We start from the raw sequence: 26826 nt of genomic DNA on the forward strand, positions 1-26826 counted from the left end.
CTCCCCGCATGCGCCTGGCCTGGAGTGCCTGGCCTGCCTGCGACCGAAACCCAAACGCTGCACATCGCCCCTGGCCGATCCTGTCGGTCGCGGCCCTGCGGGGCGCACGCCAGCGGAGCGCGCATGCTGCCGACCATCACCGCCTTCAGGAACTCGCCCGACCGTGGCCGGGGCCTGGCCCGCGACCTGCGCGTGCGCTGGGCGCTGGAGGAGGTCGGGCAGCCGTACCGGGTGCAGCTGCTGGACTTCGCCGAGCTCAAGGCGCCGACCCACCGCGCGATCCAGCCATTCGGCCAGATCCCGACCTACGAGGACGGCGAACTGGCGCTGTTCGAATCCGGTGCCATCGTCCTGCACCTGGCCGAGCGCCATGGCGTTCTGCTGCCGCAGGACCCGGGCGCGCGCATCCGGGCGATCGGCTGGATGTTCGCCGCGCTGAACACGGTGGAGCCATCGGTGTCGAACTTTCGCTGGCCTCCATCCTGGACCGCGGCAAGCCATGGCTCGCCGACCGCATGGCCGCGCTGGAGGCGCAGGCACGGCGCCGGCTGGGCGACCTCGCGTGGCGCCTGGGAGACGCACCCTGGCTGGACGGCGGATTCAGCGCCGGCGACCTGCTGATGGTGACCGTGCTGGCGCGCGCGGAGGCCCATGGCCTGCTCGAAGGCTTCCCCAACCTGGTCGCCTACCTCCAGCGTGGCCGCGCGCGGCCGGCATGGCAGCGCGCGTACAGGCCCAGCACGAGGCCTTCCTGCGCACCCGGGTGGAGCCGTCCTGAACGCGGCGTACCGCGGATGATCAGATGATCCGCAGGGTGATCGCCTTGAGCACCGCGCGGGTGCGGTCGCGGGTGCCGAGCTTGTCGAGGATGGCGGAGACGTAGTTCTTCACCGTGCCCTCGGCCAGGAACAGGCTGCGCGCGATTTCCTTGTTGGAATAGCCGCCGGCCAGCAGCCGCAGGATCGCCACCTCGCGCGGGCTGAAGCCCTCCTCAGGAGGGGTGTCGTCGCGGAAGCGGAAGCGCGCGCGCACCGGCTCGGTGGAGACCGGCGCCAGCAGGGTGCCGCCGGCGGCCACATGCCGGATCGCCTCGTGCAGTTGCTCCGGCGCGGCGTCCTTGAGCAGGAAACCCTGGGCCCCGGCCTCGCGCGCGTGCAGCAGCAGATCGGCCTCGTCGAAGGTGGTCAGCAGCAGCACCGGGGTGGGGTCGCCGCGCCCGCGCAGGGCGTGGACCATGGCGATGCCGTCCAGGCCGGGCATGCGCACGTCGCTGAGGATCACGTCCACCGGCTGCGCGGCCACCGCCTCGAGCAGGGCATGGCCGTCCTCGGCCTCCAGCGCCACCACCAGGTCCAGCCGCTCCAGCAGGGCGCGCAGGCCGGCGCGGACCAGGGCCTGGTCGTCGGCCAGGGCCAGGCGCAGCGCGGATCCGCTCATGCCGGCAGCCTCGCCTGCAGGCGCAGGCTGCCGCCCGGGGTCAGGCCGACGTCCAGCCGCCCGCCCAGCGCGGCCAGGCGTTCGCGCATGCCGGACAGGCCGTTGCCCTCGCGCACCGGGCCGCGGCACTGGCCGTCGTCGTGGATGTCGATGGCCAGCCCGCCGTCCTCGCGCTGCAGCCGGACCCGCACTGTGCCGGCGCCGGAATGGCGGGCGGCATTGGTCAGCGTCTCCTGCACCACGCGCAGCAGGGTCTCGGCCACGGCCGGATCGGCCACCCGCACGCCCGGGTCGATCTCCAGCTCCAGCCGCGGGCGCGGGAACGGCGCGGCAAGCGCGCGCAGCGCGGTGGCCAGGTCCAGGCCACGGTCGTCGCGCAGCGACTGCACCACCTGGCGGATGTCGGCCATCAGCTCCCCCGACAGCCGCTCGGCCACCGCCAGCTCGTGGCGGCCGGCCAGCTGCGGATCGGCCAGCAGCGAGCGCAGGTTGAGGCGCATCGCGGTCAGCTTGTGGCCGGCCACGTCGTGCAGCTCGCGGGCCATGCGCAGGCGCTCGGCGTCGCGCGCGCTGTCTGCCAGCAGGGCGCGGGTGGCCAGCAGGTCGGCATTGACCCGGGCCAGGGCGTCGCGCGAGCGCTCGGCCGAGGTGGCGTAGTGCACGCAGATCGCGGCCAGGGCCTGGAACCCCATGTTGATCAGGACCATCGGCTCCGGCTCCTGGAAGCCGGCGCGGCGCAGGGCGATGCAGAAGGCGATGTTGGCCACCGCCGCCGCGGCCAGGCAGGTGCGAGCCGGCCAGGCCAAAAACATGCACGCCACCCAGATCACCAGCAGTACCTGCGAGGCATTGACCCGGTAGCTGAGCCCGCCCAGCGCCAGGATCACCGGCGCCATCGCCACCAGCACCAGGTCGCGGCTGCGGCGCCAGTGCTCGGGCAGCAGCTGCAGGGCGAGGAACAGCAGCAGGAACGCGCCCAGCAGCGCCAGCGCCAGCGGCTGTTGCTCCGGCGTGGCGAAGCGCAGCGCGTAGCCCACGGTGAGGATGGTCAGCAACCCGGCCAACGGCAGCGGGCACAGCAGGGGTTCGAGCATGCGGCGCATGGGCGCATGCTCGGTCCTGCCCGGCGCCGAGGCAATGGTCCCGGCGCAGGAAGTGACTTCCGGCAGGTGGGCGGCTCAGCCGGCCTTGCGCCGCGCCGGGGCCTTCTTCGTGGCCTTCTTGGCGGTGGACTTGCGCGCGGCCTTCTTCGCCGGGGCCTTCTTGGCCGGCGAAGCCTTCTTCGCCGGCGTGCGCTTCTTGGCCTTGAGGCTCTGCTCCAGCAGGGACATGAAGTCGACCACGTTGGTGGTGGTCTCCTCCGGCGCGTCCGGCTCGTCGTCCACCTGGGTGGTGCCGCCGGCGCTCCTGATCCGCTTGCGGATGATGGCCTGCAGCCGCTCGCGGAACTCGTCGCGGTAGTCGTCCGGGGTCCACTTGCCGCTCATCGAGTCGATCAGCTGCTCGGCCATCTGCAGTTCCCTGGCGCTGATCCGGTAGTCGGAGGCCGAACCCTCCGGTAGCTTGTGCTCGGCCGGATCCACCAGTTCCTGCGGATAGCGCAGCAGCATCAGGATCAGCGCATCGCCCTGCGGCAGCACCGCGGCCAGGTATTCGCGGGTGCGGATCACCACCCGCGCGATGCCGGCGCGGCCGCTGTTGCGCAGGGTCTCGCGCAGTAGCACGTAGCCCTTCTCGGCTTTCTTGCCCGGGACCAGGATGTACGGCTTCTCGTAGTAGCGCGGGTCGATCTCGGTCGCGTCGATGAAGGTCTCCACCTCCACCGTCTCGTGGCTCTCCGGCGCGGCGGCCTTGATGTCCGATTCCTCCAGCACGACGTAGCTGCCCTTGTCGTACTCGAAGGCCTTGACCACCTCCTTCCACGGCACTTCCTCGCCGGTGTCGGCGTTGACCCGCTCGTAGCGCACCGGCTTGTGGTCGCGCGAGTCGAGCATGCGGAAGTGCAGGTCGGTGCGGCGCTCGCCGGACATCAGCGAGACCGGGACGTTGAGCAGGCCGAAGGAAAGGGTGCCGGTCCAGATCGGGCGGGCCATGGCGGAGCCTCGGGCGACGGGGACTGGAGGGTTAGCACGGGCGCCGTGGCGCGGCCGTGAGCGACGCGCACAGGCGCGCGGACGCGGCCCCTCACGCGTTCTTTAGCGGCCTGGCGCAAGCATGGGCGTTCCCGCCGGACAGACCACGAGGCAGAGCATGTCCAACCGAGACCGCAAGGACCCGCCGCCGCCCGGCAAGGAGCGGCAGCCCCCCACGCCCGCCGAGGAGCAGAAGCGCAAGCGGCACGAGGACCGCAACCAGGACGAGGCGCTGGAGGAGACCTTCCCGGCCAGCGACCCGGTATCGCCGTTCGTGCCGGCCAAGCTGCCCGAGTAGGCGCTTTCCCCGCGCGGGCCCGCGACGCAGAAGGCCCCGCATCGCGGGGCCTTCGTGCATCGGCGTGGCGGCGGGATCAGCCGCTGACCGCGGCCACCGCGCGCGCCACGTACTCCAGGTTGCCCTGGTTGAGCGCGGCCACGCAGATGCGGCCGGTGCCCACGGCGTAGATGCCGTACTCGTCGCGCAGGCGGTCCACCTGCTCGCGGCTCAGGCCCGAGTAGGAGAACATGCCGGCCTGCTGCGAGATGAAGCCGAACTCCGGCCGGCCCAGCTCGGCGAGCTTGGCCACCAGGCCTGCGCGCAGGGCGTGGATGCGCTCGCGCATCTGCGCCAACTCCTCCTCCCACAGCGCCCGCAGCTCGGGGCTGGTGAGCACGCCGGCCACCAGCGAGGCGCCGTGCGCCGATGGGCTGGAGTAGATGGTGCGGATGATGCGCTTGATCTGCGACTGCACCGCCCTGGCCTGTTCGGCGGTGGCGGCGACCACGCTCAGCGCGCCCACGCGCTCGCCGTACAGCGAGAACGACTTGGAATAGGAGCTGGCGACGATGAAGCTGTCGATGCCGGCGTCCACCAGGATGCCGATCGCGGCCGCGTCCTCGGCGATGCCCTTGTCGAAGCCCTGGTAGGCCATGTCCACGAACGGGAACAGCTGGCGCTCCTTGAGCACCTGCGCCACCTGCTTCCACTGCTCGACGGTCAGGTCGGCGCCGGTGGGGTTGTGGCAGCAGGCGTGCAGCAGCACGGTGGTGCCCGGCTGCAGCTGCTGCAGGTCGGCCAGCATGCCGGCGAAGTCCACGCCATGGGTGGCGGCGTCGAAGTAGGTGTAGTCCCTGACCTCGAAGCCGGCGGCGCTGAACACCGCGCGGTGGTTCTCCCAGCTCGGGTTGCTCAGCGCCAGGGTGGCGTGCGGCAGCACCTTGCGCAGCAGCTCGGCGCCCACGCGCAGCGCGCCGGAACCGCCCACGGTCTGGGTGGTGGCGACGCGGCCGGCGGCCAGCAGCGGCGAATCCTTGCCGAACAGCAGCTCGCGGGTGGCCTGGGTGTAGGCCGGCAGGCCGTCGATCGGCAGGTAGCCGCGCGGGCGCGCCGCCGCGGCCAGCGACTGCTCCACCTGCTGCACCGCTTTGAGCAGCGGGATCCGTCCCTGTTCGTCGTAGTAGATGCCGACGCCCAGGTTGACCTTGGTGGCACGGGTATCGGCGTTGTACGCCTCGGTCAGGCCCAGGATCGGGTCGCCGGGGACCAGTTCGACGTTCGAGAAGAAGGACACGGCTTGGCTCTGTGCGGTGGGATGGGACGGGAACGGGCGCCGCCGTGGCGCGGCGCCGCAAAAACCGCCCAATCGTAACAGGGCCCCGGCGGCGGCTCGACCGTTTCCGCCGAGACCGTCGCCGCGCTCAGCGGCGCAGTTCCATGCCCAGCAGCAGGGCGCGGCCGGGACCGGGCTCGTAGTAGCGGCCGTTGGATTCGTTCACGATCACCGACCCGGCGTATTGCCGGTCCAGCACGTTGTCCACCCGCGCGAACGCGCGCAGGCGGCTGCCGCCGGCGTCCCAGCTGCGCGCGGCCTCCAGGTGCAGCAGGCCGTGGCCGGCGGCCGACTCGCTGCCGGCGTCGTTGACCGGCACCGCATCCAGGGCCAGGCCTTCCAGTGCCGCCTCCCAGGCCTGGCCACGCCACTGCAGCCGCGCCCAGCCCTGGCGCCGGGCCACGCCGGGGATCGCGGCGCCCGCGGCCACCTGGCCGAAGCCGTCGCTGAAGCGCGCATCCAGCCAGGTCGCGGCGACCTGCAGCGACCACGCCGCCGTCAGCGGCAGGTGCGCCGACAGCTCGGCGCCTTCGCGCCGCGCCCCGCCCACGTTGCGGAAGCTGGAGCGCCCGCCGCTGTTGCTGGCCACCGCCAGCTCGTCCTCGGTATCGACCCGGAACAGCGCCGCCTCGACCGCGGTGCCGGCATCGCGGCGCCACTTCAGCCCCAGCTCGAGGTTGTCGCTGCGCGCCGGGCGCAGGTCGAAGGCCAGGCCGGCGCCGCCATCGGCGCGGTAGGAGAGCTCGTTGAAGGTCGGGGTCTCGAAACCGCGCCCGGCCGACAGGTACAGGCGCAGATCGTCGCTGGCGCTGAACACCAGGCCCGCCACCGGGGTGAAGGCGGAGTAGCGCACCGAACCGCTGTCGTCCGGATTGCCGGCGGTGACGTAGCGGTCGTTGGCCTCGAACCGCCCCTGGCTGTGGCGGGCCCCGGCCTGCAGCGCCCAGCGCGGGGCCAGCTTCCACCAGGCCTGCAGGTACTGGTCGAAGCTGCGCACGGTATTGACCTCGTCGCGGCGCAGGGCGCCGCGCACGCCCAGGCGCGGGCCGCCGTCGCCGGGCAGGAAGTTCTCGTAGCCGTGGCGGTCCTGGCGCTGGCGCTCGAAGCTGGCGCCGGCGGTGAGTTCGAAACGGCCTCCCGCGTCCCGCCAGGCCACGCGCGCGTCGGCCCCGCCGTAGGCGCCATCCAGGTCGATCACCCCGCCGGAGTGCAGCGGATTGGCCTGCGCCGCCGGCGGCACCGCCAGGTACTGCACCACGTCGCGCTGCCCGGCCCAGCTGCTGGCGCGCAGGTTCCAGCCGCCGCCCAGCGGCTGCCGCCAGTGCAGGCCCAGCTGGTCCTGGCGCACCGACTTGCGGGTGTCGTAGTCGTGCGCGACCGCGGTCGCCTGGCGCGGGTCGGCCTGCATCTGCGCACGGGTCAGGCCCAGCGGGTCCTGCGCGTCGGGGGCGTGGAAGTGGTTGCCGACCAGCTCGATCCGGCCGCCACTTTCCAGGTCGCGGTGCAGGCGCGCGTTGAGCGAGCTGCGCCTGGCCTGGCCGTGGTCACGGTAGCCGTCGCTGTCGAGGACCGCGGCGGAGACGTTGTAGCCGGTGCCGCCGGCGGTGCCGCGCAGGCGCGCGCTGCCGGCCAGGTGGCCGTAGCGGCCGGCGGTGGCGCGCAGGTCCAGGCTGGGTTCGGGCGTGCCATCGGCGCTCCACAGCTGGACCACGCCGCCGGAGGAATTGCCGTACAGCGCCGAGAACGGGCCGCGCATGACCTCGATGCGGTCGCCGGCGGCCAGGGCGAAGTGCGAGACCTGGCCCTGGCCGTCGGGCATGGTCGCGGGGATGCCGTCGGCGTACAGGCGCACGCCGCGCACGCCGAAGGTGGAGCGCGCGCCAAAGCCGCGGATCGACAGCTGGGTGTCCTGGGCGCGGTTGCCGCGGTCGCGCGCCAGCAGGCCGGGAATGCCGGACAGCACCTCGGAGACATCGCTGCGCGGCCGCGCCGAACCGGCCTGCAGGTCGACCACGTCCAGCGAGGCCGGCAGCTCGAACGCGGGCACCGAATCCAGCCGCGCGGTGACGAGCACGCCAGGCAGGTCGGCCGGCACGCCCTCCGGTTCCGGGGCGGCGGTGGCGGCAACGGGAGTGAGCGCGCCGGTGGCGCCGGCCAGGAGCAGGGTCGCGGTCTTCATCGGGGGCCAATGGCGTGCAGAAGCGGGTGGCGCAAGTCTAGGCATGGCCCCGTTAGGTGTCCGCTACGGGCGCCGCTCATGGCAATGCGCAATGTGCTTCTGCCGAACCGTAGCGAGCCGGCAGCCCCGGGATAACCGCATCTTTACCCCCCGGGAGCGGCGCGCCGTTCCAATCGAAGGCGAACGATCCACGGAGGCAGCGCCATGCGCATCACCATCATCGGCGCCGGTTTCGCCGGCAGCGTCCTGGCGACCGAACTGGCCCGCATCGCCCCCACTGGCGTGGACCTGTGCCTGGTCGGCAATGCCGACGGCTTCGGCCGCGGCGTGGCCTACGGCGAGGCCCGCCCCGAGCACCTGCTCAACGTGCGCGCCCGCGAGATGGGCGCCACCGCCGACCAGCCGGCCGAGTTCGCGCGCTGGCTCAACCTCACCCGGCGCGCGGAGGACAGCTTCCTGCCGCGGCTGGTGTACGGCGAGTACCTGTACTCGCGGCTGCAGTCGGCAGCGCAGGTGTCGCTGGCCGGCTTCAGCCAGGTGCAGCAGGAGGCGGTGGCGGTGGAGCGCGAGGGCGACGCGTTCCGGGTGCTGCTGGCCGACGGCGCCGATTTCCTCACCGACCGGGTGGTGCTGGCGGTCGGCGCGCTGCCGCCGCAGCGGCTGCAGGGCGTCGGCCCGCGGCTGCTGGTGGACCCGGCCTACATCGCCTGGCCGTGGCAGAAGAACCTGCGCGGCGAGGACGCGCTGGCGCGGGTACCGGCGCAGGCCCGGGTGCTGGTGATCGGCACCGGCCTGACCATGGCCGACACCGTGGTCACCCTGCTGCGCTGCGGCCACCAGGGCCCGATCACCGCGATCTCGCGCCGCGGCCTGCTGCCGCGCCCGCACCTGGCCGAACCCAGCCCCCCGATCGCGCTGCCGCCGACCGTGCTGCACGCGCTCAACAGCGGCGACGTGCGCCAGCTGCTGCGCGCCCTGCGCAGCCTGGCGCCGATCGTGCCGGACTGGCGCAGCCTGGTCGATGCGCTGCGCCCGTTCCTGCAGGGCTACTGGCGCGGGCTGGCGGACGTGCAGCGCGGCCGCTTCCTGCGCCACCTGCGCCCGTACTGGGAGGTGGTGCGCCACCGCCTGCCGCCCAGCGTGCACGAGGAGCTGGAACAGCTGCGCGGCGAGGGCCGCCTGGTGGTGCGTGCCGCGCGCCTGCTGCGCGCGCGCCGCGGCGAGGAAGCGGTGGAGGTGGTGCTGCGCGAGCGCGGCCAGGCGCACGCGCTGGCCGAGCAGTACGACGTGCTGGTGCGCGCCACCGGGCTGGACACCGACATCGAGCGCACCAGCCACCCGCTGGTCGGGCAGCTGCGCGACGCCGGGCTGGTCAGCCCCGATCCGTTCGGCCTGGGCCTGCGCGCCAACGAGCGCTTCGAGGCGCTGGACCGCCACGGCGCGCCGGTGCGCGGGCTGTACTGCATCGGCCCGCTGCTGCGCGGGCAGCTGTGGGAAATCATCGCCGTGCCGGAACTGCGGGTGGCCGCGCGCGAACTGGCCCAGCAGCTGCTGCGCGCGCCCGCGGCTTCGGTCCGGGTGCAGCGCGAGGGCGCCCTGCCGCGCGGCGCGCGTGCCCTGCGCGCCGGCGCGCGCTAGCGCCCGCGCCGGTTCAGACGTCGCCGTCCTCGGCCCAGCCCTCGCCGCTGCCGCGGTGCAGGACGCGGTCGCCGTCGCGCACCGCGCCGGCCGGCAGCGCCGGCAGCCCGGCCAGGCGCGCGTAGACCGGGGTGAAGTCCGGCGCGGTGGCGTCCATCAGCTGCTGGAAGCTGTCGATCACGAAATACGTCTTCTGGTAGGTGTCGATCCGGTAGCGGGTGCGCATGATCCGCTCCAGGTCGAAGCCGATCCGGTTGGGCGCGTCCGACTCCAGCGAATACTGCGACTCGCCCGCCGAGGACACGATGCCGGCGCCGTAGATGCGCAGCCCGCCGGCCTGGCGCACCAGGCCGAACTCCACCGTGTACCAGTACAGCCGGGTCAGGTTCTGCAGCGCCTCCGGGCCGATGCCGTGCGCCTTCACCCCGCCGCGGCCGTATGCCTGCATGTAGTCGGCGAACACCGGGTCCATCAGCAGCGGGACGTGGCCGAACAGGTCGTGGAACAGGTCCGGTTCGGCGATGTAGTCGATCTGCTCCGGGCGCCGGATCCACCAGGTGACCGGGAAGCGGCGGTTGGCCAGGTGCTCGAAGAAATCCAGCTCCGGCAGCAGGCCCTCGACGCCCACCAGGGTCCAGCCGGTGGTCGCGCCCAGCACCTCGTTGAGCTGGGCGAAGCGCGGGATCGCGCGCGCGTCCATGCCCATCGCGTCCTGGGCCCGCAGGAACTCGTCGCAGGCGCGGCCGACCAGCAGCCTGCGCTGGCGCTCGTAGAGCGTGCCCCAGGTGGCGTGGTCGTCGGCGCTGTAGTCGTCCCAGGGCTGCTCGACGATGGCGGTGGTGTAGACCGGGACATAGCCCTTGTCGGTCTGCAGGCGTTCGGATTCGACGCGGCGGGGCGTGGCCATGGCGGGGTCTCCGGAACTGGCGGGGCGTCCCCCAGCCTAGGACCGATCCCGCGCAACCGGGTTGCAAAGTTGCGGATATCCCGGCGCCTGGCGCAATGTTGTTGCGTCATAACCGTGGTGCAATGCAACGAATGGCCGCCACCGTCGAACTCGACCGCACCGACCTGCGCCTGCTGGCCCTGCTGCAACAGGAAGGCCGCGCCGCCAATGCCGAACTGGCGGCGCGGGTGAACCTCAGCCCCTCGGCCTGCCTGCGCCGGATCCAGCGGCTGGAGGCCTCCGGGGTGGTCACCGGCTACGGCGCGCGCCTGGACCCGCGCGCGCTGGGCCTGGGCCTGCAGGCCTTCGTCCGGGTGCAGCTGGAGAAGCACGGCACGCCCGGCATCGACCGCTTCGTCGCCCATGTGCAGGACTGGGAGGAGGTGGTGGCCTGCCATGCCCTGACCGGCGACATGGACTACCTGCTGCACGTCTACGTCGAGGACCTGGAGCACTTCTCGCGCTTCCTGCTCGACCGCCTGCTCAACAACACCGGGGTGGCCGACGTGAACTCCAGCTTCGTGCTGCGCACCGTGAAGGAATCCCGCGGCCTGCCACTGCCGCGGCGCTAAGGTGGCGGCAACCTGCCCGGCGGGAGTTGCCATGTACAAGGTCATCGGAGGCGTGCCGATCCAGCCGGTGCACCGCGCCAGCTGCCACTGCGGCGCGGTGCGGCTGGAGGTGGAACTGCCGGACGGCGTGGTCGACCCGCGCCGCTGCGACTGCTCGCTGTGCCGGCGCAAGGGCACGATCGTGGCCACCGTGCCGCTGCACCGCCTGCGCGTGGCCGCCGGCCGGGAGCACCTGCGCCTGTACCAGTTCAACACCATGACCGCGCGCCACTGGTTCTGCGGCATATGCGGCATCCACACCCACCACCAGCGGCGCTCGGACCCCAACGAGTACGGGCTCAACGTCGCCTGCCTGGAGGGCATCAATCCTTTCGACCTGGGCGAGGTGCCGACCAGCGACGGCATCAACCATCCCTCCGACCGCGCGCCCGGCTGAGCGTCCCGGGGGATGGCCGACGGCACGGGTGCGCGGCGCCTTGCAGCGTCGATAATCCCCCTGCCCCGGTCCGTGGACACACAGGCAAGGGGGACGCCATGAAACCGTTGCTGTTGACCGCCGCAGCCACCCTGCTGCTGGCTTCCTGCGCCAGCGCATGGCCGGATCGCGCCGACCCGGGCGCAATCACCGACCTGCCCCCGCGCTTCCAGGTGCTCGACGCCGCTACCGGCGCCACCTCGCCGGTGGCCGGGCCGGCCTGCCGCAGCCCGCTGCTGGATCCGCGCGACGGCACCCGCCTGCGCCTGCTGCGCTCCACCGGCGGCCTGGGCGACTACACGCCGGAAACGACGCCGCGCTACGGCCTGTCCGCGCGCCAGGCGCTGCGCATCGACTGCAATACCGGCATCGCCATCGGCGCGGTGCCCGCGCCGCGGTGACGCTGCCTTGCGGCGCGAGTTGGCTCCAGGTGCCAGGCAGCAGGTCGGGTCAGTGCGCGACTGGAAGGTTCCAGTTCTCGGCCTCCTGTCCGCAGCGCTGTTTGCGGCGCTCTGGTGGCTCAAGTTCGTAGGCACCGAAGGACAGGCGCCATCGCGGGCACTGGTGGTCAGCTTCGTGCTGGCGCTGCTGCATGGCTGGCCGGCCCTGTTTGCCTTGATGCGCAGCCCCGGGGCCGGTCCGTTCGGCCGCTCGGTGCGTGCGGCCTTGATCGTGCTGGCGCCTGTCGCCGTCGTGCTGGCGCTTGCCGCTTGCGACGTCCTGCTGCCGGCGGCGGCGTGGCCGGATACGGCCACTGGCATCTGGCTGTTCTGCCAGCTTGTTGCGGTGCCGGCGTGCTGGGCACTCGCCCGCCTGGACTTTGCACGCCGTCGCTCGTCGGCCTGACGCTTCACCCGGTCAGGTGCAGCAGGACGCGTGGCGCGCTCCCGTCGCCCGGCGGGCAGGACGACGGTAGCCAATGACGCCGGCGCGGACGGGGCGGCCGCGCCGCGTGGTGTCAGAAGCGGTTGTCGCCGTCCAGGATGCGGCCCAGCCCGCCCAGCACCGAGCCTTCGCCGCGGTTATGGCCGCCGGCCTGCGGCGCGGCCTGCAGCATGCGTCCGGCCAGGCGCGAGAACGGCAGCGACTGCAGCCAGACCTTGCCCGGTCCGGTCAGGGTGGCCAGGAACACGCCCTCGCCGCCAAACAGCATGCTCTTGATGCCGCCGACCGGGCGCACGTCCATGCTGACGCTGGCGTGGTAGCCGACCACGCAGCCGGTATCCACGTCGATGCGCTCGCCGGCGGCCAGCTCGCGCTCGACCACGCAGCCGCCGGCATGGATGAACACCCAGCCGTCGCCCTCGAGCTTCTGCATGATGAAGCCCTCGCCGCCGAACAGGCCGGTGAGGATGCGGCGCTGGAAATGCACGCCGACCTGCACGCCGCGCGCGCCGGCCAGGAAGCTGTCCTTCTGGCAGATGATGCGGCCGCCGTGCTCGTCCAGCTTCATCGCCAGCACCGTGCCCGGGTAGGGCGCGGCGAAGGCCACCTTGGCCTTGCCGCTGCCGGTGTGGGTGAACATGGTGGTGAACAGGCTCTCGCCGGTGATCACGCGCTTGCCGGCCGCCAGCAGCTTGTCCATGAAGCCGCCGCCCTGGCCGCGGTGCGAGCCGTCGCCGAAGATGGTGTCCATCTGCACCGCGGCGTCCTTGAACATCAGCGCGCCGGCCTCGGCGATGGCGCTCTCGCCCGGATCCAGCTCGATCTCGACGAACTGCATCTCCTGGCCGTGGATGCGGAACTCGATCTCGTCGGCGCGGGCGCGGCCGGCATTGCGCGGCAGCGGCGGCGGCGTGGCGGCCGGGTCGCCGGGCACGCCGTCGACCAGCTCGGCGATGTTGCGCACCGGCAGCCAGTCGCCCATGCCCTCGCGCCAGGCCAGCAGGCCGGGGTTGCGCGCGGCCTCGGCGCGCGCGCTGTCGGTGTCCATGGGGCCGAGGCGGCGGTTGCTCGCGGGGTCGTGCAGGTACCACTGGGTCATGGCGGCCTCCTGGGGGGGAATCGCGGGCCGAGTCTAGGACCGCGCGCCGGGATGCGCAGGTGCCGGATGTCAGCTCGGCACCAGGGGCCACGCCCGGTGTTCAGCCAGGGTTGGCGGCCACCTGCAGCACCGCGGCTTCGGCGGCGCAGTCGCGTTGCGGTACGCGGCCGGCGGCGCGCGCGGCAGCGAGCTCGCGGCGCGCGGCGGCCAGGTCGGCCTGGAACGCCGGCTCGGCCTGCAGCCGGGCGAAGGTGGCCATGCCCATGAAGCGGCCCTCGACCACGTCGCTGGTCCAGTGCACGTTGCACACCACCCGGCTCTCGCCGAAGGCGCGGCCGCGCGCCAGCAGGGCATCGCTGTGGCCCGGCGCGGCCTGCGCCAGCACCAGCGACCACAGCGTGCCGATCGCGGTATGCCCGGAGGGATAGGAACCACTGTGCGCCAGGCGTGCCTCGTCCTGCGGGGTGCAGGTGGGCGCGTGGTTGGCCAGGAACGGCCGCGGGCGCTTGTAGTGGTCCTTGGCCTTGCGGGTGGAGCGGGAAGCATCGGCCAGGCTGCGGCGCAGCAGGCGCCAGGTGGCCGGGGTGTGTTGCAGGTCGATCTCCACGCCCAGGGCGCAGGCGAACAGCGGCGCGGCCTGCGGGAACTGCAGCTCCGCGTCCACCGCGGCCTGGGCGAAGCGCGGGGTACCGTGCAGCGCCAGCGCCGCTTGCATGCGCGCCTGGTCCAGCGCGGCCGCTTCTCCGGACGGCGGCGGCGGCAGCAGGGCCAGGCTGTCGGGCACGGCGGCGTCGGGCAGGTAGCCGATGGCCCAGCCGGGCCGGCTTTCCGGCACGCCGTCGGCGGCCAGTGCGGGCGCGGGCGGGGTGGGGCGCGCGCTGCACGCGGCCAGCGCGGCGCCAAGCAGGACGGGAACCAGGGCCCGCCGCGAGCGGGCCGGCGCGGGGGCGGAAGCGGAAGGCATGGGAGGTCCTGCGCAGGGGAACAGGCCGCCGATTATCCGCGGCCCACCGTGGGCGCGGATGTGCGGGCGGTCATGCCGCCGGGCTCAGGGCTCCGCGGGAGGTCCGCGCCGCGGCGGCGGGAAGCGCAGCACCACGCCGCGCACCGGTGGCCGACGGTGCCACAGCACCGGCACGTCGCGCGGCGGCGGGGGTTCCAGGGTGTCGGCGTCGGTGCCGGCCTGGGGGGAGCCGGCGTCCTCCTCTTCGTCCTCCCAGCTGTAGCGCGGGCGTGGCGGCAGCGGGTCCGCGCGCCACCACAGCAGGCCGGCGAGCAGGCCTGCCAGCGCCCCGCCCAGATGCGACTGCCACGACACCCCGGGCTCGTGCGGGAGCACGGTCACCAGCATGCTGCCGTAGAACAGGAAGCCGATCATGCCGGCGGCGATCGAGGCGCGGTCGCGCCGGCGCAGGCCCAGCACGGCGACCATGAACATCAGGCCATGGGTCAGGCCGCTGGCGCCGAGGTGGCGGCTGCCCGGATCGCCCAGCAGCCAGGCGCCCAGGCCCGAGCCCAGCCACAGCAGCGGCAGTGCGCGCAGGGTGGCGCGCGGATACACCGCGCCGGCGAGGGTGCCGAGGATCAGGATCGCGCCGGCATTGGCGCCCAGGTGCTCCGGCGAGCCGTGCAGCAACGGCGCGGCGAGCAGGCCGATCCACTGGCCGATGTCGCGCGGCGCCACTGCCAGGGCGCGCACGTCCAGCCCGGGCTGGGAAACGAACACCACCAGCAGCAGGAACACGAAGGCCAGGCTGGCGTTGAAGGCGCGCAGGATCCTGCGCCGGTCGCTGCCGGCCTGGGGCATGGGTTCGGTAGGGGCGTCCATGAACCCTGCATGGCGCCTGCCTGGCGCCGAATCAACCGGGTCCGGACAAAAAGAAGGGCGCGGGAGGGCGCGCCCAAGGAGCCACTCACCCTGCCGGGAGAGAGAGAAGGCAGCACCGGGAGAGCCCGGTCGCCGGGTCCGGCGGCCACCCTGCCAGGCGCCGGACCAATGCACGGCGCAACGTTGTCACAGGCGTCGTTAACGTTTCATCTGTGACCCGTGAAGCCGGCATTGGGCGGCCGCGGTTACTGCCGCAGGTCGCGTAGCGGCGCCGGCGCCGGCTGCCCCGGGGTGGCGCGCCAGGGGTTGATGTCCAGGCCGCCGCGGCGGGTATAGCGCGCCTCCACCGACAGCCACTGCGGCCGGCAGCGGGCCAGCACGTCCAGGAAGATCTGCTCCACGCACTGCTCGTGGAAGCCGGCATGCTCGCGGTAGCCGGCCAGGTAGCGCAGCAGGCTGCCGCGGTCGATGCGCGGGCCGCGGTAGCGCAGGTGCACGCTGCCCCAGTCCGGCTGGCCGGTCACCGGGCAGTTGGACTTGAGCAGGCCCGAGTGCAGGTATTCCTCGGCCACCTCGGCCGGATCGGCGCGCAGCACTTCCGCCTGCGGCGGGCCGTAGTGGTCGATGTCCACGTCGGCATCGTCGATGCTGGCGCCTTCGGCGCCTGCCGCCATCGGCGGCAGGCCGAACTCCACCCGCACCGCGGCGCCGGCCGCCTGCGACAGGTCCGCGGCGATGCGTGCGCGCAGCGCGCCGGCATCGGCGAAGCGCTCGCCGTTGAGCGAGTTGAGGTACAGCTTGAACGACTTGGACTCGACCAGGCAGGGCGAATCGGCCGGCACCAGCACGGTCGCGGTGGCCGCCTGCGGGCGGCCGCGGCCGTCCAGCCAGCCCAGTTCGTAGGCATGCCAGCGGTCGTGGCCGGTGAATGGCAGCGCCGCGCCTGCCTGCAGGCCCAGTTCGGCGCGGGCGCCGGCGCGCGGGATCGGGAACAGCAGCGTCGGGTCGTAGCGGGTCGGGTAGGCGACCTCGCGGCCGAGGCTGGAATCGTGCGGGGTATTCATCGGCACATTCTAGGGAAGCGCGCCTGCACGGCGCTTGTCCGCCTCAGCGCGGCGCCAGCGCGATCAGGGCGATGGCGGCGATGGCCAGGGCGATGGCGGCGCGGTTGAGCCGGGAGGTGGGTTCGCCGAAGGCCAGCACGCCGACCAGGGTGCCGGCCACGACCACGCCGATGTTCATGGTCGCGAACACCGTGGCCGGGCTGTCCGGCAGCGCCTGGTGGGCGCGCACGTAGAACACGATGTTGCCGAAGTTGAGCAGCCCCAGGGCCAGGCCCGCGGCGGCGTGGCGCAGCCCCGGGCGCATGCCTTGCGCCAGCATCCGCCACAGCTGCCAGGCGGACATGCCGAAGAACGCCAGCACGAAGGCCACCAGCAGCGCGGCCGATGCCGGGGTGCCGGCCATGGCCAGGCGCTTGAGCACCACGTCGACCACGGCGAAGCCGGCCCATACCGCCAGCAGCAGGAGCCAGCCGCGACTGCCGGAGGGCGCACCGGCCGGGCGTGCCAGGATGCCCAGCACCGCCAGCAGGCCCAGGCCGAGGCCGGCCAGCTTCATCGCCCCGGCGCGCTCACCGAAGAACACGAAGGCCGCGGCCAGCGACAGCAGCAACGACAGCCGCTGGGCCACGTCGGTGCGCACGATGCCGGCGTGGCGCACCGCCGCGGCCAGCACCAGGAACAGGGTCGGCAGCAGCGCCGCCAGCACCAGCAGCGCACCCCAGGGTGCGCCAGGCTGGTGCAGGGCGGCCGCCGGCGGCTTGAGCAGCCAGGCCGACAGCAGGGCCGCGGCCAGGTAGTTCCAGGTGACCATCTGGCCCACGTCCCAGCCGCGGCGCGGCGCCAGCTTCAGCAGCACCGAGACCAGGACGCTGCAGGTCACGCTGAGCAGGAGGAAATGCATGCGCGGGGAGGCGGGCGGGAAGGCGCCATTGTCGCCGAGTGGCGGGCGCGGCAGCCACACCGGCGCCGCGCGGCCGGTCTGTATCATGTGCGCATGACCGCAAGCGCCTTCCCCGACGAGTCGACCACCCTGATGTTGCCCGGCCCGGCCGGCGCGCTGGAGGTGGCCGTGGACCTGCCCGAACCGGGCGACGCCCGCCCGCTGGTGGCGGTGGTCTGCCACCCGCTGCCGACCGAGGGCGGGACCATGCACAACAAGGTGGTGACCATGGTCGCGCGCGCGCTGCGCGAGCTGGGCGCGACCACGGTGCGCTTCAACTTCCGCGGCACCGGCGCCTCCGAGGGCGAGTTCGACCGCGGCGTCGGCGAGCGCGAGGACCTGCGCGCGGTGGTGGACTGGGTGCGCGCCGCGCGCCCGGGCCAGACGCTGTGGCTGGCCGGGTTCAGCTTCGGCTCCTACGTCAGCCTGTCCAGCGCCGCCGAGCTGGCGCCCGATGCGCTGATCTCGATCGCGCCGCCGGTGGCCGGACGCGGCTGGGACTTCTCCGGCATCCAGATCCCCGAGGTGCCGTGGCTGGTGGTGCAGGGCGACCAGGACGAGATCGTCGACCCGCAGGCGGTGTACGACTGGATCGATTCGCTGCCGCGCAAGCCGCAGCTGGTGCGCATGCCCGAGACCAGCCACTTCTTCCACCGCAAGCTGATCGACCTGCGCGGCGCCATCCAGCACGAGGTCAAGGGCTGGCTGTCGCAGGCATGAGCGCAAGCGGCGTGCGCACCCCCTCGCAGGTCTACGCCGAGGGCGCCGCGGCCGGGCGCTGGCGCGACGACCCGGCGCAGCACCCGGCCCTGCGCGAGCTGGACCGCATCCACCAGGCGCTGCTGGCGCCGCCTTCCGGCGGCCTGCTGTCGCGCCTGTTCGCGCGCCCGGCGGCGCCGGTGCGCGGCCTGTACTACTGGGGCGAGGTCGGGCGCGGCAAGACCTTCGTGGTCGACCTGTTCTACGAATCGCTGCCGTTGCCGGTGTACTCGCCGGGCACGGGCAAGCCGCAGGTCAGCAACGGCAAGTACCGCACCCACTTCCACCGCTTCATGCGCGGCGTGCACGAGCGCCTGCGCGAGCACGCCGGCGAGGCCGACCCGCTGGCGCACATCGCCCGGCGCTGGCGCGGCGCGCTGAAGGTGCTGGTGCTGGACGAGTTCTTCGTCACCGACATCGGCGACGCCATGCTGCTGGCGCGCCTGCTGGAGCGGATGTTCGCCGAGGGCGTGACCCTGGTGACCACCTCCAACACCGCGCCGGAGAACCTGTACCGCGACGGCCTGCAGCGCGCCGGCTTCCTGCCGGCGATCGCGCTGCTGCAGCAGCACTGCGTGGTGCTGCGCTCGGACGGCCAGGAGGATTACCGCCTGCGCGCGCTGACCCGTTCCCCGGTCTACCGCGCGCCGCTGGACGCGGGCGCGGAGGCCTGGCTGGCGGAGCGCTGGCGCGAGCTCAGCGGCGGCGACGCGGCGCACGGCGGCAACATCGAGATCGACGGCCGCAAGATCCCGGTGCGCGGCCGCGGCAAGAGCATCGCCTGGTTCGACTTCGCCGCGCTGTGCGACGGCCCGCGCGGCACCACCGACTACATCGAGATCGCGCGCGAGTTCAACACCGTGCTGCTGGGCGGCATCCCGCGCATGGGCGCGGTGAACGAGGACGCGGCACGGCGCTTCGTCAACCTGGTTGACGAGCTGTACGACCGCCAGGTCAACCTGGTGTGCACCGCCGACGCGGCCCCGCCGCAACTGTACGAAGGCCAGCGCCTGGGCGGCGCGTTCGAGCGCACCGCTTCGCGCCTGATCGAGATGCAGAGCGCCGAGTACCTGGCCACCCCGCACCGCGCCTGAGCCTCAGCGCGGCGCCGTGCGCAGGCGCCAGGCGCACAGCCACAGCCAGGACAGGTACAGCGCGACCACCGCTTTCTGCGAGGCCCCGCGCGGCAGCTCGCGCCACAACGCGTGCAGCCACAGCCCGGCGAAGGCCAGCAGCGCCAGCAGCAGCGCCGCCAGGGCCCGTCCGCGCCAGTGCGGATCGCGGTGCAGCGCAGCGGACTGCAGCAGCATGCCGCTGCCGACCAGCAGGAACGCGGCCATCGCCGCGATGCGGTGGACCAGCGCCTCCAGGTCGTCCACCGGGTACCCGGGTGCCGGTCCCGGCCAGGCGGCGGTGGCCGCCAGCGCCAGCGCGCCGCCGCACAGCAGCACGGGCACCAGCGCGTAGCGCGCCCACGGCTCCAGCGTGCGCCGCAGTTCCAGCGCCAGCAGCACGATGCCCAGGGCCAGGCCGTAGTACGCCGCGCGCAGCCACGCGCTCCAGGCACCGGACAGGTACAGGCTCAGCGGCGCCAGCCAGGGGTCGTATTCCGGGCGCAGCGCCTGCACCGCCACCGCGGCCAGCAGGAAGTGGGCGAGGCTGCCCAGCACCAGGGGGCTGGCCACGGACCTGGGGTCGGGGGCAGGCATGCGCATGCCGGCAGTGTCGCAAATGCGCGGGGCTGGCGCAGGCGGCGGCCCGGACGAGTCCGCCAACAGGGTACCTGTTCCGAGATATGGGGTTGCCATGATCCTGGTACCCCACTATCTTGTGTCGCGTCGGTACCCGCGCCGCGGCGCGGGTTTAAAAGGGAAGTCCGGTGGGCCGCAAGGCGAATCCGGCACTGCCCCGCAGCGGTAACCGGAAACGAACCCGCACCAACGCACTGGGCCAAGGCCTGGGAAGCGGCGGAAGTAGGCGGAGGGAAACCTCCACGTCCGGAAGTCCGAAGACCTGCCGACAGCCGCGCCAAGCACACCGCGCGGTGCCGGTCACGGAATCCCCGGAGGGGGGAAGACTGGCGAAGCAGGGTCCGCCGCAGCCGCGCTGCGTCGCGGCCGTTGCGACGCTGCCTTCGCATCCTCCGCATCCGCACCGGATCCGCGTTCCCCGAGGGAGGGACGCGGGGTGCATCACGCCACGGAGGATGCGCATGACATCCCAGGACACCCCCTCACTGGTCGCCGACGCGGCCCCGGCCACCGCGGCCATGGCCGCCACCGGCGACGCGCTTGCCGACGCCCCGGTTCCCACCCCGGCCGCCGTGCGCGCGGCCGCACCGGCCCCGCCGCCGGCAGCCACCACCTGGATCACCAAGGAGGCCGGCAACCGCCGCCTGCCATTCGACCCGGCGCGCCTGGAGCGCAGCATCGATGCCATCCACGCCGAGTTCCCGCAGCTTGAGATCGACGGCTACAAGCGCGCGGTACTGGGCTTCGTCGCGCGCAAGCAAGCGCTGTCGGCCGACGACCTGGTCGACCACCTGATCCGCGAGGCGGAGGCGCGCGTGGACCTGGCCGCGCCGGAATGGGAGTACTTCGCCGCGCGCCTGTACCTTCGCCGCCTGTACAAGCGCGCCAGCCGCAACCGCTTCTACGACGTGGCACAGAAGTACGGTTCCTATGTCGGCCTGCAGGAGAGCCTGGCCGACCGCGGCATCTATTCCAACGACATCCTGCGCGCCTATTCCAAGGAGGAGCTGGAGGAGGCCGGCCGCCTGGTCGACCCGGAGCGGGACAAGCTGTTCACCTACAACGGCCTGTACCTGCTGGCGACCCGCTACCTGGCCACCGACGCGGCGCGCAACGTCTACGAGCTGCCGCAGGAGCGCTGGCTGACCATCGCGCTGTACCTGATGCAGGACGAAAAGCCCCGTGAGCGACGCATGCAGCTGGTGGGCGAGGCGTACTGGGCGCTGTCCAACCTGTACATGACCGTGGCCACCCCGACCCTGCAGAACGCGGGCAAGGTCGGCGGCCAGCTGTCCAGCTGCTTCATCGACACCGTCGACGACAGCCTGCAGGGCATCTACGACTCCAACACCGACATCGCCCGCGTGTCCAAGGGCGGCGGCGGCGTGGGCGCATACCTGGGCTACGTGCGCGCCGCCGGCGCGCCGATCCGCGGCGTGCCCAACTCCTCCGGCGGCGTGGTGCCGTGGATCAAGCAGCTCAACAACACCGCCGTCTCGGTGGACCAGCTGGGCCAGCGCAAGGGCGCGGTGGCGGTGTACCTGGACATCTGGCACCGCGACATCGAGGCGTTCCTCGACCTGCGCCTCAACAACGGCGACCAGCGCCTGCGCGCGCACGACGTATTCACCGCGGTGTGCATCCCGGACCTGTTCATGGAGGCGGTGGAGCGGCGCGGCGACTGGTACCTGTTCGACCCGCACGAGGTGAAGCAGGCCAAGGGCTGGTACCTGCAGGACTTCTACGACGAAAAGCGCGGCGAGGGCAGCTTCCGCAGCAAGTACCAGGAGCTGGTCGAGGACGAGCGCATCGGCCGCAGGACGGTCAAGGCGATCGACCTGTTCAAGCGGATCATGGTCTCGCAGCTGGAGACCGGCAACCCGTTCATGTTCTACCGCGACGAGGTCAACCGGAAGAACCCAAACAAGCACTGCGGCATGGTGTACTCGTCCAACCTGTGCACCGAGATCCTCCAGAACCAGAGTCCGACCCGGATGATCCAGGAGGTCATCTCCGGCAACCAGATCGTGACCACCAGGCAGGCTGGCGACTTCGTGGTCTGCAACTTGTCCTCGATCAACCTGGGCCGCGCGGTGGTCCAGGCCGAGGGCCAGGGCGACCTGATCAGCGACGTGCTCGAGCGCCTGGTACCGATCCAGGTGCGCATGCTCGACAACGTCATCGACCTCAACCAGCTGCCGGTGCCGCAGGCGACCATCACCAACCGCAAGTACCGCGCGATCGGCCTGGGCACCTTCGGCTGGCACCACCTGCTTGCACTCAAGGGCATCCACTGGGATTCGAAGGAGGCCGAGGACTACAGCGACGCGCTGTACGAGCGGATCAACCGCCTGGCGATCCAGGCCAGCATGGAGCTGGCGAAGGAAAAGGGCACCTACCCGGCCTTCCCCGGCAGCGACTGGCACACCGGCGCCTACTTCCGCGAACGCGGCTACAACTCGCCCGAGTGGTTGGACCTGGCCGCTCAGGTGGCGGTCAACGGCCTGCGCAACGGCTGGCTGCTGGCGGTGGGGCCGAACATGTCCACCGCGCAGATCGCCGGCTCCAGCGCCTCGATCGACCCGGTCTACTCGGCGTTCTACTACGAGGAAAAGAAGGACTACCGGCGCCCGGTGGCCGCACCCGGCCTGTCGCTGGAAACCTGGCCCTACTACGAGAAGGGCGCGTGGAAGGTGGACCAGTTCGCCTCGGTGCGGCAGAACGCGCGCCGCCAGCGCCACGTGGACCAGGCAATCAGCTTCAACCTCTACGTGCCTTCATCGATCCGCGCTTCGGTGCTGCTGGAGCTGCACCTGGAGGCCTGGCGGCAGGGGCTGAAGACGACGTACTACGTGCGCTCGAACGATATCGACGTGGCCGAGTGCGAATGGTGCAGTAGCTGACCGCGCGTTCGCGCTAGTCAGGTTCCACGGTTCGCGCTGCGAACCGTGGGTCCCGCTCATCAGCCTCCATACCCCCGCGCCTTCGGCGCGCCCCCCTGACTCAGGGGGGCTTTCCTCCAGAACGCTGGTTGCGGTCGGCAACCAGCAGAGAGAGAACGACCATGACTACTGTTGCCGCACCGCGTACCGCTACCCGGCTGGACCGCATCCGCATCCTCGAGCCGCGCCATCCCAACCGTTCGACCGGGATCATCAACGGGACCACCTCGGGCATCCTCAACTGGAACGACATCCCCTACCCGTCGTTCTACCGCGCCTACAAGGAGCTCTCGACCAACTTCTGGATCCCGGACGAGGTCGACATGAAGGGCGATGCACGCCAGTACGGCGAGCTGTCGGCGCGCGAGAAGAACGCCTTCGACTCGATCATCGGCCTGCTGGCCACCTTGGATTCGCCGCAGACCCGCTTCATCTACAACGTGGCCGAGTACATCACCGATCCGGCGGCGCATGCCAACGCGGCGATCATCGGCCAGCAGGAAGTGATCCACAACGAGAGCTACAGCTACGTGCTGGCCTCGATCACCGACCTGGCCAACCAGAACCGCGTGTTCGAGATCGCGCGCACCCACCCGACCATCCTGCGCCGCAACGCGCCGATCATGGCCGCGTACGAGGACTTCATGCGCGAGAAGACCGCCGAGACCCTGCTGCGCGCGCTGATCCAGTCCTCGATCCTGGAAGGCATCAACTTCTATTCCGGCTTTGCCTACTTCTACAACCTGGTGCGGCAGAACCGGATGGCCGGCACCGGCAAGATCATCAGCTTCATCAACCGCGACGAGCTGGCGCACACCAAGTTCATCAGCGAGGTGATCCGCGCCATCGTCGGCGAGCACCCGGAGCTGCAGACCGACGAGCTGACCGACTACGTGCACGTCGCCTTCCGCCACGCCATCGAGCTGGAGACGCAGTGGACCGGCGAAGTGCTGGACGGGATCGACGGCATCGACGTGGACGAGATGATCCGCTACGTGAAGTACCGCGCGAACAAGATGGCCGGGATGCTGGGCATCGAGTCCCTCTACGCGGAGACCACCGACAACGTCATGCCCTGGATCCGCGCCTACGCCGACAACTTCACCCAGACCAAGACCGACTTCTTCGAGATGCGCAACGCCTCGTACAAGAAGACCAACGCGGACAACGGATTCGATGAGCTGTGAGGCGCGTGATTCGTGATTGGTCATTGGTGATTGGAAAAAGCAAGGCCATCACGCTCCTGCACGAATCACGAATCACGAATCACGAATGACCAATCACCAGTCACCAATCCCGGCCTTCATGCGCCTCCTGATCGCCTACGCCTCCCTCAGCGGCAACACCCGCGACCTCGCACGGCAGGTGCGTGGGCACTGCGAGGCGCATGGCCACGCCGTGACCTGGCTGGAGGCGGGATTGCACGCGCTGGCCGACGCGGGCGATCCGCGCCATGACCTCTACCTGCTGGGCAGCTGGACCGACAACGGCGGGCGCACGCCGGCGGAGATGAAGCAGTTCATCGCCGACCTGGTCGCGGCCGTGGGCAAGCCGGCCAACGTGGCCGTGTTTGGCACCGGCGAGACCCAGTGGGGCGAGGAGTACTACTGCGGCGCGGTGCGGCGCATCGCCCGCTTCTTCGATTCACCCTTCCCGCGCCTGGAAATCGAGCAGATGCCGCATGGGCAGCGCGATGCGCTGGCCATCGCCCGCTGGACCGACCAGGTGCTGGCCGCCACCGGAGCCGCTGCCCATGCAGATCCTGCACGCCGCCTCGCCTGAGGCCCATGCCGCCGCGCTGGCGGCCCATCCCCGCCTGCTGGTGGACTACTGGAAGGACGCCTGCCCGGGCTGCACCATGCTCGATCTTGCGCTGCGCAGGTTCGCCACCGAGCCGGCCGCGCAGGGCCTGGTGCTGCTGAAGGTGAAGCTGGAGGAGGTTGGCGAGGACTTCTTCCGCGGCCTGGGCCTGCGCCAGACCCCGACCCTGGCGCTGTTCCGCGATGGGGTGGAGACGGCGCGGCTGCCGGGCTTCCAAGGCCCCGCGCAGCTGGCCGCGGCGGTCGCGGCGTACCTGTAGCCGTCGCCTCACGCGCGCCTTTCCCTGGATCGGCGATGATCGGGCCGGGCCAACAGGGAGAACGCCGCCATGTCCGAAGCCGTCCCCGCCGAAGCGCGCCCCACCGAGGCGCGCCTGATGAACATGGTCTTCCCCGACCACACCAACCACCTGGGCACGCTGTTCGGCGGCCAGGCGCTGGCGTGGATGGACATGGCCTCCTTCATCGTCGCCTCGCGCTACGCGCGTACCACGGTGGTGACCGCGCGCTCGGAGCAGGTGGACTTCAACCAGCCGATCCACAAGGGTGACCTGGTGGAGGTGATCGCGCGCCTGGTGAAGGTGGGCCGCAGCTCGATGAACGTCGAGGTCGAGGTGATCACCGAGAACCTGCTCAGCGGCGAGCGCAAGCTGTGCACCCGCGGGCAGTTCGTGATGATCGCGCTGGATCCGCTGGGCCGGCCGACGCCGGTACCCAAGCTGCCGGCGGGCGCCGCGGCCGATTAGGCCGCCCCGGGATCGATCCCGGGATGGCGCTGTTGCCAGGCGGCCAGCGCCTGGCGGTACTCGTCCAGGGCTTCGGCGTAGAGGTCGTACACGCAGATCGGGCAGCCGCTCTCGCAGCATTCGGACGGCAGCGGCTTTTCCGGGGGCTGCGGCGGTGGATCGTCCGCCGGGAAAACAGGGTCGGGTGGCATCGCGAAAGCGTAGCCGATCACCGTGCCGCGCAGGCAGCCGACCCGGCTGCGCCGCGGACGCCTGTTATTCAGATTTTCGCCACCGATAGTGTGACGAGCTCGGCACTCCCGGCGGCGAAAGACCCTATGCAACCGCCCGGGCGGCGCTGCGCCGGGCCAAGGGATCGCTACCAATCCGCAGAGACCGTCGATCGTATTGAGGATCTTCATCAGGCCTGCTCAATCGCCGTGCAGCGGGCGCCGATAGATGGGCACACCCGGAACCGCCCGCGCGGCTCCGGGCATCCCCCGACCAGGCGCCCCGGGCGGCTCCGCCGTCCTCCAGCCGCAACAACCTCCCCCCGAGGCAGTCATGAACGAGTTCCTCCAACGCTTTACCGTCGGCAAGCGAATGTTCGCCGGCTTTGGCTTCCTGCTGGTGCTGATGGCCGCGATCGCCGTGGTTTCGGCGATGTCCCTCTCCACGCTGGAAAAGCACCTGGAAACCATCGCGGTCGAACGTGTCACCAAGACCGCGCTGGCGAACACGCTGTACGACAGCGCCAACCTGCTCAACATCGACATGCAGGCCATGATCCTCGCCGAGAGCGACGAGGAGCGCCTGGCTGCGCAGCAGCGGATCAAGGAAACGCGCGAGAACTTCGCCGCGACCTACGAAAAGCTGGATGCGATGCCGGCGCGGGAGGAAGGCAAGCGCCTGCTGGCGGCCATCAACAAGGCCCGCCAAGCCGCGGCGCCGCTGAACGACCATGTCGCCGAGCTGGCAATGGAAGGCAGCATCGCCGAGGCTACCACCTACCTCAATGGCGAGGCCGGCGCCGGCCTGAAGGGCTGGCGCGACGCGGTCAGCGCCTATGTCGAGCGTGAAGGCCGGCAGATGAAGGCGGCGCACGAGGAGGCCGTGGTGGCCGCCAACCGTGCCCGCACCGCGCTGTTCGTGGTCCTGGGCCTGGCCATCGTGTTCGGCGTGTTCCTGGCCGTGGTGTTCACCCGCAGCCTGACCGGCCCACTGGGCCGTGCCGCCGCCGCCGCGCGTGACCTGGCCGCCGGCAAGCTCGACGGCGCCCACCTGGCGGGCGGCGCCGACGAGGTCGGCGAGGTCCTGCGCGCGATCCAGGGCACCCGCGAGTCGGTGCAGACCGTGATCGAGGCGGTCAGGGAAATGGGCCGCCAGCACGACCAGGGCACGATCTCCGCGCGCCTGGATTCCAGCGTGGTCCAGGGCGATTACAGCAACCTGATGGACGTCGTGAACGCGGTGGTGAACGAGCACGTCCAGGCCGCGCTCACCGCCGGCCGCCTGGCTGGCGCCTACGCCCGTGGCGACCTGCACGACGACTTCCCGCGCGTGCCTGGCGAGAAGGCCGTGCTGATGAGCGCCATGGACGGGGTCAAGGCCAACCTGCTGGCGCTCAGCGAGGAAATCGGCACCCTCAGCGCCGCCGCGGTGCATGGCGACTTCAGCAAGCGCGGCGACGAGGACCGTTTCGAGTTCGGGTTCCGCGACATGGTCGCCAACCTCAACCGCCTGATGCACACCTCCGACACCAGCCTGCAGTCGCTGGCCCAGGTGCTGCAGGCGGTGGCCGACGGCGACCTGACCGTGCGCATGGACGGCGACTACGAGGGCGTGTTCGCGCAGATGCGCGATGCGGCCAACACCACGGTGCAGAACCTGACCAGCATCGTCGGCCGCATCCAGGAGGCTTCCGGCAGCATCAACACCGCCGCCGCCGAGATCTCCCAGGGCAACGCCGACCTGGCGCGCCGCACCGAGCAGCAGGCCGCCAACCTGGAGGAAACCGCCGC

At 71.7% G+C, this 26826-nt stretch carries 27 protein-coding genes, 1 pseudogene and 1 riboswitch; of the genes and pseudogenes, 15 read left to right on the forward strand and 13 right to left on the reverse strand.

Annotated features, from left to right (window positions below; translation table 11 throughout):
- Positions 1 to 123: 123 nt before the first annotated feature.
- Positions 124 to 806: pseudogene (locus B351_RS16060) on the forward strand (glutathione S-transferase family protein).
- On the opposite strand, the gene B351_RS0102165 reads toward B351_RS16060, so the two are convergent.
- The 3 genes from B351_RS0102165 to B351_RS0102175 form a co-directional block, all read right to left on the reverse strand.
- Positions 799 to 1437: a response regulator transcription factor gene (locus B351_RS0102165; RefSeq protein WP_019397414.1), complete on the reverse strand. Its 639-nt coding sequence runs from the start codon at positions 1435 to 1437 to the stop codon at positions 799 to 801. The pseudogene B351_RS16060 and the gene B351_RS0102165 overlap by 8 nt on opposite strands.
- Positions 1434 to 2540 carry a sensor histidine kinase gene (locus tag B351_RS0102170; protein ID WP_019397415.1) on the reverse strand — a complete coding sequence of 369 codons (1107 nt, stop codon included), beginning with the start codon at positions 2538 to 2540 and terminating at the stop codon, positions 1434 to 1436. The genes B351_RS0102165 and B351_RS0102170 overlap by 4 nt, the downstream gene beginning before the upstream one ends.
- Positions 2541 to 2615: 75 nt before the next feature.
- A complete protein-coding gene (locus B351_RS0102175) occupies positions 2616 to 3530 on the reverse strand; it encodes a Ku protein (protein ID WP_019397416.1) in 915 nt (304 codons plus the stop codon).
- A gap of 157 nt (positions 3531 to 3687) precedes the next feature.
- Between B351_RS0102175 and B351_RS0102180 the strand changes: the two genes are divergently transcribed.
- The gene (locus tag B351_RS0102180) at positions 3688 to 3867 is read left to right on the forward strand and encodes a hypothetical protein (protein WP_019397417.1); all 180 of its coding nucleotides are present in this window, start codon (positions 3688 to 3690) and stop codon (positions 3865 to 3867) included.
- 76 nt (positions 3868 to 3943) lie between these two features.
- Here the strand turns inward: B351_RS0102180 and B351_RS0102185 are convergent, their stop codons facing one another.
- Together B351_RS0102185 and B351_RS0102190 are read right to left on the reverse strand one after the other, a co-directional pair.
- A complete protein-coding gene (locus B351_RS0102185; protein ID WP_019397418.1) occupies positions 3944 to 5143 on the reverse strand; it encodes an amino acid aminotransferase in 1200 nt (399 codons plus the stop codon).
- A gap of 127 nt (positions 5144 to 5270) precedes the next feature.
- Positions 5271 to 7361, reverse strand: coding sequence for a TonB-dependent receptor (locus B351_RS0102190; protein WP_019397419.1), 2091 nt, complete (start codon positions 7359 to 7361; stop codon positions 5271 to 5273).
- A gap of 204 nt (positions 7362 to 7565) precedes the next feature.
- Here B351_RS0102190 and B351_RS0102195 point away from each other — a divergent pair, with 204 nt between their 5' ends.
- Entirely contained in the window at positions 7566 to 8999 is a 1434-nt protein-coding gene (locus tag B351_RS0102195; protein ID WP_019397420.1) for an FAD/NAD(P)-binding protein, read from the forward strand.
- Positions 9000 to 9012: 13 nt separating this feature from the next.
- Here B351_RS0102195 and phhA read toward each other — a convergent pair whose 3' ends face one another.
- On the reverse strand, positions 9013 to 9906 hold the full coding sequence (gene phhA / locus B351_RS0102200) for a phenylalanine 4-monooxygenase (protein WP_019397421.1): 894 nt from the start codon (positions 9904 to 9906) through the stop codon (positions 9013 to 9015).
- Between the two features lie 131 nt (positions 9907 to 10037).
- Here phhA and B351_RS0102205 point away from each other — a divergent pair, with 131 nt between their 5' ends.
- From B351_RS0102205 to B351_RS0102220, 4 genes are all read left to right on the forward strand, one after another.
- On the forward strand, positions 10038 to 10517 hold the full coding sequence (locus tag B351_RS0102205) for an Lrp/AsnC family transcriptional regulator (RefSeq protein WP_019397422.1): 480 nt from the start codon (positions 10038 to 10040) through the stop codon (positions 10515 to 10517).
- Between the two features lie 31 nt (positions 10518 to 10548).
- Complete coding sequence (locus B351_RS0102210) at positions 10549 to 10953, forward strand: GFA family protein (RefSeq protein ID WP_019397423.1); 405 nt, start codon at positions 10549 to 10551, stop codon at positions 10951 to 10953.
- Positions 10954 to 11051: 98 nt separating this feature from the next.
- A complete protein-coding gene (locus B351_RS16065; protein ID WP_125109166.1) occupies positions 11052 to 11393 on the forward strand; it encodes a hypothetical protein in 342 nt (113 codons plus the stop codon).
- Between the two features lie 52 nt (positions 11394 to 11445).
- The gene (locus B351_RS0102220) at positions 11446 to 11838 is read left to right on the forward strand and encodes a hypothetical protein (protein WP_156810399.1); all 393 of its coding nucleotides are present in this window, start codon (positions 11446 to 11448) and stop codon (positions 11836 to 11838) included.
- A gap of 112 nt (positions 11839 to 11950) precedes the next feature.
- Here B351_RS0102220 and B351_RS0102225 read toward each other — a convergent pair whose 3' ends face one another.
- The 5 genes from B351_RS0102225 to B351_RS0102245 all read right to left on the reverse strand — a co-directional run bounded on the left by B351_RS0102225 (position 11951) and on the right by B351_RS0102245 (position 16769).
- Positions 11951 to 12976 (reverse strand): TIGR00266 family protein, encoded by a 1026-nt coding sequence (locus tag B351_RS0102225; protein WP_019397426.1) that lies wholly within the window; start codon positions 12974 to 12976, stop codon positions 11951 to 11953.
- Between the two features lie 100 nt (positions 12977 to 13076).
- The gene (locus B351_RS0102230; RefSeq protein WP_019397427.1) at positions 13077 to 13940 is read right to left on the reverse strand and encodes a phosphatase PAP2 family protein; all 864 of its coding nucleotides are present in this window, start codon (positions 13938 to 13940) and stop codon (positions 13077 to 13079) included.
- Positions 13941 to 14024: 84 nt separating this feature from the next.
- On the reverse strand, positions 14025 to 14804 hold the full coding sequence (locus tag B351_RS0102235) for a rhomboid family intramembrane serine protease (protein ID WP_039730770.1): 780 nt from the start codon (positions 14802 to 14804) through the stop codon (positions 14025 to 14027).
- Between the two features lie 245 nt (positions 14805 to 15049).
- Positions 15050 to 15868, reverse strand: coding sequence for an NADPH-dependent 7-cyano-7-deazaguanine reductase QueF (gene queF / locus B351_RS0102240; protein WP_019397429.1), 819 nt, complete (start codon positions 15866 to 15868; stop codon positions 15050 to 15052).
- Between the two features lie 43 nt (positions 15869 to 15911).
- Positions 15912 to 16769, reverse strand: a complete 858-nt coding sequence (locus B351_RS0102245) for an EamA family transporter (RefSeq protein ID WP_026010252.1) — start codon at positions 16767 to 16769, stop codon at positions 15912 to 15914.
- 93 nt (positions 16770 to 16862) lie between these two features.
- Between B351_RS0102245 and B351_RS0102250 the strand changes: the two genes are divergently transcribed.
- Complete coding sequence (locus B351_RS0102250; RefSeq protein ID WP_019397431.1) at positions 16863 to 17528, forward strand: alpha/beta hydrolase; 666 nt, start codon at positions 16863 to 16865, stop codon at positions 17526 to 17528.
- Positions 17525 to 18661 (forward strand): cell division protein ZapE, encoded by a 1137-nt coding sequence (zapE, locus tag B351_RS0102255; protein WP_019397432.1) that lies wholly within the window; start codon positions 17525 to 17527, stop codon positions 18659 to 18661. Before B351_RS0102250 ends, zapE begins: the two co-directional genes overlap by 4 nt.
- A 3-nt stretch (positions 18662 to 18664) precedes the next feature.
- On the opposite strand, the gene B351_RS0102260 is transcribed toward zapE, so the two are convergent.
- Positions 18665 to 19276: a DUF998 domain-containing protein gene (locus B351_RS0102260; RefSeq protein ID WP_156810400.1), complete on the reverse strand. Its 612-nt coding sequence runs from the start codon at positions 19274 to 19276 to the stop codon at positions 18665 to 18667.
- Between the two features lie 113 nt (positions 19277 to 19389).
- Positions 19390 to 19603, forward strand: a riboswitch (cobalamin riboswitch).
- Positions 19604 to 19779: 176 nt separating this feature from the next.
- Here B351_RS0102260 and B351_RS0102265 point away from each other — a divergent pair.
- The 5 genes from B351_RS0102265 (at position 19780) to B351_RS0102285 (ending at position 24826) form a co-directional block, all read left to right on the forward strand.
- Positions 19780 to 22221 carry a ribonucleoside-diphosphate reductase subunit alpha gene (locus B351_RS0102265; protein ID WP_019397434.1) on the forward strand — a complete coding sequence of 814 codons (2442 nt, stop codon included), beginning with the start codon at positions 19780 to 19782 and terminating at the stop codon, positions 22219 to 22221.
- A gap of 161 nt (positions 22222 to 22382) precedes the next feature.
- Positions 22383 to 23447, forward strand: a complete 1065-nt coding sequence (locus B351_RS0102270; RefSeq protein ID WP_019397435.1) for a ribonucleotide-diphosphate reductase subunit beta — start codon at positions 22383 to 22385, stop codon at positions 23445 to 23447.
- Positions 23448 to 23565: 118 nt separating this feature from the next.
- Positions 23566 to 24042: a flavodoxin gene (locus tag B351_RS0102275; protein WP_019397436.1), complete on the forward strand. Its 477-nt coding sequence runs from the start codon at positions 23566 to 23568 to the stop codon at positions 24040 to 24042.
- Positions 24014 to 24340, forward strand: coding sequence for a co-chaperone YbbN (locus tag B351_RS0102280; protein WP_019397437.1), 327 nt, complete (start codon positions 24014 to 24016; stop codon positions 24338 to 24340). The genes B351_RS0102275 and B351_RS0102280 overlap by 29 nt, the downstream gene beginning before the upstream one ends.
- Before the next feature lie 69 nt (positions 24341 to 24409).
- Entirely contained in the window at positions 24410 to 24826 is a 417-nt protein-coding gene (locus tag B351_RS0102285) for an acyl-CoA thioesterase (RefSeq protein WP_019397438.1), read from the forward strand.
- On the opposite strand, the gene B351_RS18225 is transcribed toward B351_RS0102285, so the two are convergent.
- On the reverse strand, positions 24823 to 25227 hold the full coding sequence (locus B351_RS18225; protein WP_407059572.1) for an oxidoreductase-like domain-containing protein: 405 nt from the start codon (positions 25225 to 25227) through the stop codon (positions 24823 to 24825). The genes B351_RS0102285 and B351_RS18225 overlap by 4 nt on opposite strands.
- 142 nt (positions 25228 to 25369) lie before the next feature.
- On the opposite strand from B351_RS18225, the gene B351_RS0102295 reads away from it, so the two are divergent.
- The coding region (locus tag B351_RS0102295; protein WP_026010255.1) for an MCP four helix bundle domain-containing protein at positions 25370 to 26826 on the forward strand (1457 nt) is incomplete at its 3' end.

Source organism: Pseudoxanthomonas sp. GW2, from assembly GCF_000283075.1.
Taxonomy (GTDB): domain Bacteria; phylum Pseudomonadota; class Gammaproteobacteria; order Xanthomonadales; family Xanthomonadaceae; genus Pseudoxanthomonas.

Excerpts from the sequence above, each read along its gene's own strand:
- B351_RS0102235 (WP_039730770.1), bottom strand. The coding sequence starts at position 14,804 with ATGGACGCCCCTACCGAACCCATGCCCCAGGCCGGCAGCGACCGGCGC.
- B351_RS0102230 (WP_019397427.1), bottom strand. The coding sequence starts at position 13,940 with ATGCCTTCCGCTTCCGCCCCCGCGCCGGCCCGCTCGCGGCGGGCCCTG.
- B351_RS0102260 (WP_156810400.1), bottom strand. The coding sequence starts at position 19,276 with ATGCCTGCCCCCGACCCCAGGTCCGTGGCCAGCCCCCTGGTGCTGGGC.
- B351_RS0102180 (WP_019397417.1), top strand. The coding sequence starts at position 3,688 with ATGTCCAACCGAGACCGCAAGGACCCGCCGCCGCCCGGCAAGGAGCGG.
- B351_RS0102250 (WP_019397431.1), top strand. The coding sequence starts at position 16,863 with ATGACCGCAAGCGCCTTCCCCGACGAGTCGACCACCCTGATGTTGCCC.
- B351_RS0102275 (WP_019397436.1), top strand. The coding sequence starts at position 23,566 with ATGCGCCTCCTGATCGCCTACGCCTCCCTCAGCGGCAACACCCGCGAC.
- B351_RS0102285 (WP_019397438.1), top strand. The coding sequence starts at position 24,410 with ATGTCCGAAGCCGTCCCCGCCGAAGCGCGCCCCACCGAGGCGCGCCTG.
- B351_RS16065 (WP_125109166.1), top strand. The coding sequence starts at position 11,052 with ATGAAACCGTTGCTGTTGACCGCCGCAGCCACCCTGCTGCTGGCTTCC.
- B351_RS0102225 (WP_019397426.1), bottom strand. The coding sequence starts at position 12,976 with ATGACCCAGTGGTACCTGCACGACCCCGCGAGCAACCGCCGCCTCGGC.
- zapE (WP_019397432.1), top strand. The coding sequence starts at position 17,525 with ATGAGCGCAAGCGGCGTGCGCACCCCCTCGCAGGTCTACGCCGAGGGC.
- B351_RS18225 (WP_407059572.1), bottom strand. The coding sequence starts at position 25,227 with ATGAAGATCCTCAATACGATCGACGGTCTCTGCGGATTGGTAGCGATC.
- B351_RS0102265 (WP_019397434.1), top strand. The coding sequence starts at position 19,780 with ATGACATCCCAGGACACCCCCTCACTGGTCGCCGACGCGGCCCCGGCC.
- B351_RS0102195 (WP_019397420.1), top strand. The coding sequence starts at position 7,566 with ATGCGCATCACCATCATCGGCGCCGGTTTCGCCGGCAGCGTCCTGGCG.
- queF (WP_019397429.1), bottom strand. The coding sequence starts at position 15,868 with ATGAATACCCCGCACGATTCCAGCCTCGGCCGCGAGGTCGCCTACCCG.
- B351_RS0102210 (WP_019397423.1), top strand. The coding sequence starts at position 10,549 with ATGTACAAGGTCATCGGAGGCGTGCCGATCCAGCCGGTGCACCGCGCC.
- B351_RS0102245 (WP_026010252.1), bottom strand. The coding sequence starts at position 16,769 with ATGCATTTCCTCCTGCTCAGCGTGACCTGCAGCGTCCTGGTCTCGGTG.
- B351_RS0102190 (WP_019397419.1), bottom strand. The coding sequence starts at position 7,361 with ATGAAGACCGCGACCCTGCTCCTGGCCGGCGCCACCGGCGCGCTCACT.
- B351_RS0102170 (WP_019397415.1), bottom strand. The coding sequence starts at position 2,540 with ATGCGCCGCATGCTCGAACCCCTGCTGTGCCCGCTGCCGTTGGCCGGG.
- B351_RS0102280 (WP_019397437.1), top strand. The coding sequence starts at position 24,014 with ATGCAGATCCTGCACGCCGCCTCGCCTGAGGCCCATGCCGCCGCGCTG.
- B351_RS0102165 (WP_019397414.1), bottom strand. The coding sequence starts at position 1,437 with ATGAGCGGATCCGCGCTGCGCCTGGCCCTGGCCGACGACCAGGCCCTG.
- B351_RS0102205 (WP_019397422.1), top strand. The coding sequence starts at position 10,038 with ATGGCCGCCACCGTCGAACTCGACCGCACCGACCTGCGCCTGCTGGCC.
- B351_RS0102270 (WP_019397435.1), top strand. The coding sequence starts at position 22,383 with ATGACTACTGTTGCCGCACCGCGTACCGCTACCCGGCTGGACCGCATC.
- B351_RS0102175 (WP_019397416.1), bottom strand. The coding sequence starts at position 3,530 with ATGGCCCGCCCGATCTGGACCGGCACCCTTTCCTTCGGCCTGCTCAAC.
- phhA (WP_019397421.1), bottom strand. The coding sequence starts at position 9,906 with ATGGCCACGCCCCGCCGCGTCGAATCCGAACGCCTGCAGACCGACAAG.